The organism is Streptomyces sp. MH60 (genome assembly GCF_002939385.1).
In the GTDB taxonomy this organism is placed as follows: Bacteria; Actinomycetota; Actinomycetes; order Streptomycetales; family Streptomycetaceae; genus Streptomyces.
The window spans coordinates 1-8,601 of the sequence record NZ_MULI01000137.1 but is presented as its reverse complement, the minus strand read 5'-3'; the positions used below and the strand labels follow the sequence as shown (position 1 = coordinate 8,601).

The following is an 8,601-nucleotide window of genomic DNA, read 5'->3' as shown; positions in this document are numbered from 1 at the left end:
CCACGCACGCGTTGGACACCGTGGCCGTCGCCGAGCCGGAACCGCCCTGCGGCGTGTAGGTCACCGACACGCTCCCCGCCGGTGCCGCCCCCCGTGGTACCGCCGGTGGTGGGACAGGTCTCGGAGGGCACCCAGGCGAACTGCACCTCGTACGCGGCACCCGGCGCCAGGGTCAGCGAGGCGGCCTCCAGCGACGGGTCGGGCAGTCCGGCCGCGGCGTCCCCGGCGGCGTGCCGCGCGGTGCCGACCCGGGCGGCGTCCGCGGCGCCCAGCGAGGCGGTGGCCACGCTGCCGGGGCTCGTGACGGTACAGCCGTCCGAGGAGACGTTGGTGACCCGGAAGGAGCCGTAGACCACGCCCGTGGAGTCGGGGGCCGCACTGCTCGCGACGGCCGGGCCGAGCGACCCGGGCGCGCACGCGGGGATGTCGGCGGGGCTGCTGGCGCTGGGGGCGCCGGAGGGGGCCGAGCCGGTCGCGGCACCGGACTCCTTGCCGCCGGGCGTCTCCTTGGGGTCGGCCTTGTCCTTGCCCTCGGCGGTGTTCCCGGAACCGGCGATGCCGCTCTGGCCGCCGGCCGGGTCCTTGCCCTGGGAGGCGCCGCCCTGGGCCTGGGAGGCGTTGCCCGCGACGGACGGGTCGGCCCCCGCGCCGGGGGAGTTGGAGACGTGCACGAGGGCCGGGACCGCCGTGCCGAGGAAGAGGGCGGCGGCCGCGACGCCGACGACTGCCTGGCGCTTGCGGGCCCGCCGGGCGGGCACCGCGCGCCGCAGGTGCTCCAGGGTGCCGTCGCTCGGCTCCATCTCGCCGACCGCCCGGTGCAACATCGCGCGCAGCACGGCCTCGTCGGTGGCGGGCCCGTCGGCCCCCGGATCGTCGGGGCCCTGTGCGGCGGGGCCGTGGTTCACAGTTCCGTTCCCAGCGTGCGTGTGTGTCTGCTGCTCTCGCCCGGCCGGTCCGGCGGGCGCGTCATGCCCTTCCCGGGCGTCCGGTCGCGCGTCGTGCCCTGCACGGGAAGCATCCCGTCGCGGACCGTGCTCTTCCCAGGCGTCCGATCGCGGACCGTGCCGCTCGCGAGCGTCCGGTGGTACGTCCTGACCCTCTCGGGCATCCGGTCGCGCGTCCTGCCCTTCACGGGCGTCCGGTGGGACGTCCTGGCCCTCTTGGGTATCTGGTTGCGCGTCCTGGCTCTCCCGGGCGTCCGGTCGCGGATCGTGCTCCTCCCGGGCGTCCGGTCGCGCGTCGTGGCCGTCGCTCATGCCGGGGCCTCCATGGCCACCCTGAGCGCCGCGATCCCGCGCGACCCGTACGCCTTGACCGAGCCCAGGGATATGCCGAGCGTCTCGGCGACCTGGGCCTCCGTCATGTCGGCGAAGTAGCGCAGGACCAGCACCTCGCGCTGCCGGCGCTGGAGCCCCTTCATCGCCTTGATCAGGGAGTCGCGCTCCAGCTGGTCGTAGGCCCCCTCCTCCGCGCTCGCCATGTCCGGCATGGGCTTGGAGAGGAGCTTGAGGCCGAGGATGCGGCGGCGCAGCGCCGAGCGCGAGAGGTTGACGACCGTCTGACGCAGGTAGCCAGGGTCTTCTCCGGGTCGCGGACGCGTTTGCGGGCCGAGTGCACCCGGATGAAGGCCTCCTGGACCACGTCCTCGCAGGAGGCCGTGTCGTCGAGGAGGAGGGCGGCGAGGCCGAGCAGCGAGCGGTAGTGCGCTCGGTAGGTCTCGGTGAGGTGGTCGACGGTGGTACCCGCCGCCACGTCCTCGGCGCCGTCGCGCTGGTTCGATATGCGGGCCGGCCGCGCTGCGGGCATCGGCGCGATCACCGGCATGCCACCGGCCGGGCCGGCCACACGGGGACGGACGGACCGGACGGGGGGACGCAGAGCCGCGCCCCGCGTGCCTGCGGTGAATTCGAGAACCTCTGCCACGCCAGTTGGACACGCTCGACCCCGTGAGGGTTGTACGTGCCGGGCGTCACGTTCCCGTGTCCGTCGGACAGCCGTCTGGGCGGCCACCCGGCTGACGGTGCGTCATAGGCCCTCATCGTCCGCTCTTCCCCTGTGTCCCGTGTGAACGGGCGTCCCCACGCCCGTCCTCGGCGCCCCCGCGCCGAACCACGCCCCGCGCCCTGAATGGGTGACCGCAAAGACGCCCCCCGCCGCTCGCGCGGTTGCGGAGGGCGGGGAGGAAATCCTCTGACGGCACGGGTGCCCGGTACAAGTAGTCCGGACCAACTTCCGGATCACATCTCGTCCATGGATCCTACAAACGAAACCCACAGCGCCCGGGGGCTTTTGCCCAGCCGATCCCGGTTCAGCCGAACTCGGCCGCCACCAATTCGGCGATCTGCGCGGTGTTCAGAGCGGCACCCTTGCGCAGGTTGTCCCCGCATACGAAGAGTTCCAGCGCGGTCGGATCGTCCAGGGCCCGGCGCACCCGGCCGACCCAGGTCGGATCGGTGCCGACCACGTCGGCGGGCGTCGGGAACTCCCCCGCGGCCGGGTTGTCGAAGAGGACCACGCCCGGCGCGGTGGCCAGGATCTCCCGGGCCCCCTCGACGGTGACGTCGCTCTCGAAACGGGCGTGCACGGTCAGGGAATGAGTGGTCACCACGGGGACCCGTACGCAGGTCACGGCGACCGGCAGCCGCGGCAGTCCGAGGATCTTGCGGGACTCGTCCCGCACCTTCATCTCCTCCGACGACCAGCCGTCCTCCCGCAGCGACCCGGCCCACGGTACGACGTTCAGCGCGACCGGCTCCGGGAACGGCCCGGTGTCGTCGCCGACGGCCCGCCGCACGTCACCGGGGTGCGTCCCCAGCTCCGTACCGGCCACCAGCGACAGCTGCCGGCGCAGCGTGTCCACGCCGTCCCGTCCGGCCCCGCTGACCGCCTGGTACGAGGAGACGACCAGCTCGCGCAGCCCGAACTCGGCGTGCAGCGCGCCCAGCGCCACGATCATGGACAGCGTCGTGCAGTTCGGGTTGGCGACGATGCCGCGCGGCCGCATCCGCACCGCGTGCGGATTGACCTCCGGCACGACGAGCGGCACGTCCGGGTCCATCCGGAACGCGCCGGAGTTGTCGACCACCACCACGCCCTTGGCGGCGGCGATCGGCGCCCACTGCGCGGAGACCTCGTCGGGCACGTCGAACATGGCGACGTCGACCCCGTCGAAGGCCTCTTCGCTCAGTGCGACGACCTCGACCGCCTCCCCGCGCACGGCCAGCTTGCGGCCGGCCGAGCGCGGGGAGGCGATCAGACGGATGTCGCCCCAGACGTCCGCGTGCTGGGACAGGATCTGGAGCATGACCGAGCCGACGGCGCCGGTCGCGCCCACGACGGCGAGCGTGGGCCTGCCGGTACGGCCGCCGTCCGGGCCGGTGCCTTGCGCGGCGGACATCAGCGTCCGGTGCCCCCGTAGACGACGGCCTCGTCGCGGTCGGAGTCGAGCCCGAAGGCGGTGTGCACGGCGCGCACGGCCTCGTTCACGTCGTCCTTGCGGGTGACGACCGAGATGCGGATCTCGGAGGTCGAGATCAGCTCGATGTTCACCCCGGCGTCGGAGAGCGCGGTGAAGAAGTCGGCGGTGACGCCGGGGTTGCTCTTCATCCCCGCGCCGACCAGGGAGATCTTGCCGATCTGGTCGTCGTAGCGCAGCGAGTCGAAGCCGATGCCCGGGCGGTTCTTCTCCAGCGCGTCGATGGCCTTGCGGCCCTCGCTCTTGGGGAGCGTGAACGAGATGTCCGTCAGGCCGGTGGAGGCGGCGGACACGTTCTGCACGACCATGTCGATGTTGACCTGGGCGTCGGCGATGGCGCGGAAGATCGCGGCCGCCTCGCCCGGCTTGTCGGGCACCCCGACGACCGTGACCTTGGCCTCGGAGGTGTCGTGCGCGACTCCGGAGATGAGGGCCTGCTCCACGTGCTTTTCCCCTTGCTTGATCGGCTCGCTGCTCACCCACGTGCCCTGCAGTCCGCTGAAGCTGGACCGCACGTGGATCGGGATGTTGTACCGGCGGGCGTACTCCACGCAACGGTGGAGCAGCACCTTGGAGCCGGAGGCAGCGAGCTCCAGCATGTCCTCGAAGGAGATCCAGTCGATCTTCTTCGCCTTCGGCACCACGCGCGGGTCGGCGGTGAACACGCCGTCGACGTCGGTGTAGATCTCGCAGACGTCCGCGTCGAGCGCGGCGGCGAGGGCGACGGCCGTGGTGTCGGACCCGCCGCGGCCCAGCGTGGTGATGTCCTTGCTGTCCTGGCTGACGCCCTGGAAGCCGGCCACGATGGCGACGTTGCCCTCGTCGACCGAGGTGCGGATGCGGCCCGGCGTGACGTCGATGATCCGGGCCTTGTTGTGGACCGAGTCGGTGATGACTCCGGCCTGGCTGCCGGTGAACGACTGGGCCTCGTGACCCAGGTTCTTGATCGCCATGGCCAGCAGCGCCATGGAGATACGCTCTCCGGCGGTCAGCAGCATGTCGAGTTCGCGCCCGGCAGGGATCGGGGATACCTGCTCGGCGAGATCGATCAGCTCGTCCGTCGTGTCGCCCATCGCGGAAACGACGGCGACCACCTGGTTGCCGTTCTTCTTCGCTTCCACGATCCGCTTGGCGACGCGCTTGATGCCCTCGGCATCGGCTACGGAGGAGCCTCCGTACTTCTGCACGACAAGGCCCACGTGCGCTCCTCGCTCAATCCGTCTCTTTCCGCACGTACGTATATGTACTGCGGTCGGCTCATTTTACCGAGCGTCCGGATTTCCCCCCTGCGGTATCGCATGGTGAGACCCGGGTACTCGCTCAGGCTGGCTCATGCCCAGGGCGACGCGGGTCACTCGGGAAAGTGCGGTGTGTCACACGTTCACAAGTGGCTTCCGGCCGCGTGGAAACCGGAAACCAAGGGATGAGCTGGGGTCCCGGGGATCGAACTCCGGGCCGACGAGCACGTCTCCCCCTGTGGCGACCGCCGCTACTTGACCGGGCGCAGGCCCAGCGGGCCCGCGATCTCCTGGATCATGACGCGGCCGGCCTCCGACTCCAGGGCGTCGTCGCCGAGGTCCTGGTCGGTGTCCAGGCCGTCCAGCTCCTCCAGGGGCTGGTTCAGGCGGACGTGGGCGACGACCGACTGGAGGGCGCGCAGGGCCGCGGAGGCGGTGGAGCCCCAGTTGGAGAAGTAGGAGAACTGCCACCACCACAGGGCCTCCGTGGTGCGGCCGGCCTTGTAGTGGACCATGCCGTGGCGGAGGTCGGTGATCACGTCGGTGAGGTCGTCGGAGATACGGGCCGGGACCGGGGCCTTGCGCGGCTCGTAGGGGTCGAAGACCTCGGAGTAGACGTCGATCGGGTCGAGGATGCGGGCCAGGTTCTCGCGGAGCAGGTCCACGTCCACCTCCGGGCCCGGGTCGGGCTCGTAGCGCTCGTCGGGGACGATGTCCTCGTGGGCGCCCAGGCGGCCCCCGGCCAGCATCAGCTGGGAGACCTCCAGGAGGAGGAAGGGGACGGCCGAGTCGGGCTCGTCGCCCTTCGCCACCTCGGTGACGGCCACCAGGAAGCTCTCGATCTGGTCGGCGATCTGGACCGCGAAGTCGTCCGGGTTCTGGTCGGTCGCGTGCAGCGTGGCGTCAGACATCTAGGAGTCGTCTCCCCTCGAAGGCGCGGCCGAGGGTCACCTCGTCCGCGTATTCCAGGTCGCCGCCCACCGGGAGGCCGCTGGCCAGGCGGGTGACCTTGAGGCCCATGGGCTTGATCATGCGGGCGAGGTACGTGGCCGTGGCCTCGCCCTCCAGATTCGGGTCCGTGGCCAGGATCAGTTCCGTGACCGTGCCGTCCGCCAGGCGGGCCAGCAGCTCACGGATGCGGAGGTCGTCGGGGCCGACCCCGTCGATCGGGCTGATCGCGCCGCCGAGCACGTGGTACCGCCCGCGGAACTCGCGGGTGCGCTCGATGGCGACGACGTCCTTCGGCTCCTCCACCACGCAGATGACGGAATGATCACGCCGGGTGTCGCGGCAGATGGTGCACTGCTCCTCCTGCGCGACGTTCCCGCAGGTCGCGCAGAAGCGGACCTTGGCCTTCACTTCCATGAGGGCCTGGGCGAGCCGCCGTACGTCGGTCGGCTCCGCCTGGAGGATGTGGAAGGCGATCCGCTGCGCGCTCTTGGGACCGACGCCGGGCAGCCGCCCGAGTTCGTCGATGAGGTCCTGGACCACGCCTTCGTACAACGGACTGCCGTCCTTCCTGAGGTTCGTGCACTACGTACGGTAGATGGCTTCGGCCGGTCTGAGAAAGGCGAACCGGGGAGACGGTTCAGAACGGCAGGCCGGGGATGCCGCTGCCGCCACCGCCCAGCCCCTGGGCGAGCGGGCCGAGCTTCTGCTGCTGGAGGTTCTGCGCGTTCTCGTTGGCCGCCTGGACGGCCGCGACGATGAGGTCGGCGAGGGTCTCGGTGTCCTCCGGGTCCACCGCCTTCGGGTCGATCCGGAGGCCGCGCAGCTCGCCGGAGCCGGTGACCGTCGCCTTCACCAGGCCGCCGCCCGCCTGGCCGTCGACCTCGGTCTGTGCCAGTTCCTCCTGGGCCTTCGCCAGGTCCTGCTGCATCTTCTGGGCCTGCTGGAGCAGCTGCTGCATGTTGGGCTGGCCACCACCGGGGATCACGTTCAGCTCCCATCAAGTCCGGTCACGACGGTTTCGCCGTTCGGCACGAGCCTACGTGGTCCGGGCGGCCCTCGCCCCAGCACTCTTTCGAGTGATGCGGCGGGAGCCCTATACCTGATCAACGCCCTCTTCCGGGCGGAAAACCGGCGGAACCCGGCTCTTCGCCACCCATTGGGCGGTAGGAAGGGTTCCGGCGCAGGTTTCCGGCGTATGAGTCCTCGCGGACGGCGAGCGGTACGGCGAGCAGTGGCGAGCAGTAGGGAGTGCCGGGTGGGTCAGCCGGAGATGCAGCCCGAGGGGCCGCCGCGGGACGGTCGGGACGGCGAGGGGATGGCCGGGACGCGGCCGGGGGACCTGACCGGGCGGGCGTTTCCCCACGGGGACTGGGCGCTGCCCGCCGAGCGGCTGGACGAGCTGTACCGGTGGGTGGAGCGGGGTGCGCTGGACACGGCCGCCTGGTATCTCGCGGACCGGGTGGGGAAGCGGCGCGCCGCCGTACTGCTGCGGGGCGGGGCCGCGGTGGGCGCGGCCGCCGGGGCGGCGCTGCCGCTGCTCGACCTGTCCGGGGCGGTGGGCGGGGTCGCGCCCTGGGGGTATCTGGCGCTGCTGTGGGCGGTGGCGTGTGTGGCGGGTGACCGGTATTTCGGGGTCACGGCCGGGTGGATGCGGGACGTGGCCACGGCTCAGGCGGTGCAGCGGCGGCTCCAGGCGTTCCAGTTCGACTGGGCGTCGGAGAGCGTGCGGGAGGTGCTGGGACCGGCGGACGGAACGGCGAGCGAGGCGGCGGAGCGGTGCCTGCTGGTGCTGCGGCGCTTCTCGGAGGACGTGACGGAGCTGGTGCGGGCGGAGACGGCGGACTGGATGGTGTGCTTCCGCCCGGGGCCGGCGCCGCTGGGTCCGCACGCCGCGGGGACGGCCGAGGGGCCCCGGCCGGACAGTGGGGGCGCGGGCGCCGGCGGCCGGTTCCCGGTCCCCCCGCAGAACGGCGCCCGTCCGAACATGCCCCGCCAGCGCCCGCCGGAGCCCCGCTGACCCCCGGCGGCGGGATCACGTCCCCTCACTGGCGGGTGTAGACCAGGGACTCGCCGGTGTCGTCGTTGGTGCGTTCCAGGCTGCCGTCCGGCAGCAGGGTGACCGTGGTGGACCCGCCCGGGGCGCAGCTGCCGGAGGGGCCGGTCCTGACCTGGGACGGGCCGAGCCGCAGCGGCCCGTCGGCGCTCGGCCGGGCGGTGAGGGCGGCGTCGAACACGCAGTGGTAGCCGCCGGTGTCCGTCGGGCCGTCCGCCACGAGGGTCAGCACCGTGTCGCCGACCTCGCCCTGCGTGATGGTCAGCTTCCGGGGGTGGGTGCCGGAGGCGTTGTCGATGGTGGTCGCCCAGTCGCCGACGTACCCGGCCGGGACGGTGCCCTCGTCGGCGGCCGGGGCGGTCGAACCGGTCGAGGGCGACCGGCCCGCCGTCGGATCGGAGGGTCCCGGCGAGCCCGACCCCGGATCCTGCGGCGCGCCGGTGGACTGCGTGGGCGTGGGATCACCGCCCGCGCGGTCGTCGCCGTCGCCGCGCATCAGGGCGTAGACCGTGCCTCCCGCGCCCAGCGCGACGACCAGGGCGACGACGACCAGCAGCGCGGTGGAACGGGCGGTCCTGACCGGCTCGTGCGGGGGCCCGTACGGCGGTCCGTACGGGGGCGGGGGCCCTTGGGGCGGGGTGGGGCCGAGACCGCCGCCGTACGGGTGCTGGTACCCGGGCTGCGAGGCGTGCCATGCCGGGGCGGCCGGGGCGTACCCGGGGGCGGGCGGCCCGGAGTGGCCGTGGACGGCGGGCGGGGGCGTCGGCGGGTGCCGGCCCGCGACCAGGGTGGGGAGGTGGTTCAGCGGGGCCCCGTCGCCGCTGCCCGGCTCACGCGGGGGCGGCGGACCGTCGAACGCGGAGCCGCCGGGCGCGGGACCCTCG

Annotated in this window: 6 protein-coding genes and 3 pseudogenes; 1 reads left to right on the top strand and 8 read right to left on the bottom strand. The window is 72.7% G+C overall.

The genetic code is table 11. The features are described 5' to 3' along the window. The 7 genes and pseudogenes from BZZ08_RS37515 to BZZ08_RS37480 all read right to left on the bottom strand — a co-directional run. A pseudogene (locus tag BZZ08_RS37515) lies at positions 1-905 on the bottom strand (hypothetical protein); the annotation flags it as partial. Positions 906-1,252: 347 nt separating this feature from the next. Continuing rightward, positions 1,253-1,824 (bottom strand): annotated as a pseudogene (locus BZZ08_RS37505) (SigE family RNA polymerase sigma factor). A gap of 484 nt (positions 1,825-2,308) precedes the next feature. After that, positions 2,309-3,397, bottom strand: a complete 1,089-nt coding sequence (locus BZZ08_RS37500; RefSeq protein WP_104636612.1) for an aspartate-semialdehyde dehydrogenase — start codon at positions 3,395-3,397, stop codon at positions 2,309-2,311. Continuing rightward, positions 3,397-4,674, bottom strand: a complete 1,278-nt coding sequence (locus BZZ08_RS37495) for an aspartate kinase (protein ID WP_031042983.1) — start codon at positions 4,672-4,674, stop codon at positions 3,397-3,399. The genes BZZ08_RS37500 and BZZ08_RS37495 overlap by 1 nt, the downstream gene beginning before the upstream one ends. Before the next feature lie 290 nt (positions 4,675-4,964). Next, complete coding sequence (locus BZZ08_RS37490; protein ID WP_104636611.1) at positions 4,965-5,624, bottom strand: DUF5063 domain-containing protein; 660 nt, start codon at positions 5,622-5,624, stop codon at positions 4,965-4,967. Beyond that, positions 5,617-6,216, bottom strand: a complete 600-nt coding sequence (gene recR / locus BZZ08_RS37485) for a recombination mediator RecR (protein WP_104636610.1) — start codon at positions 6,214-6,216, stop codon at positions 5,617-5,619. The genes BZZ08_RS37490 and recR overlap by 8 nt, the downstream gene beginning before the upstream one ends. An 85-nt stretch (positions 6,217-6,301) precedes the next feature. Next, entirely contained in the window at positions 6,302-6,649 is a 348-nt protein-coding gene (locus BZZ08_RS37480; protein ID WP_104636609.1) for a YbaB/EbfC family nucleoid-associated protein, read from the bottom strand. Between the two features lie 270 nt (positions 6,650-6,919). Here BZZ08_RS37480 and BZZ08_RS37475 point away from each other — a divergent pair, with 270 nt between their 5' ends. Continuing rightward, on the top strand, positions 6,920-7,681 hold the full coding sequence (locus tag BZZ08_RS37475; protein WP_104636608.1) for an SLATT domain-containing protein: 762 nt from the start codon (positions 6,920-6,922) through the stop codon (positions 7,679-7,681). 25 nt (positions 7,682-7,706) lie between these two features. On the opposite strand, the pseudogene BZZ08_RS37470 reads toward BZZ08_RS37475, so the two are convergent. After that, a pseudogene (locus tag BZZ08_RS37470) lies at positions 7,707-8,601 on the bottom strand (serine/threonine-protein kinase); the annotation flags it as partial.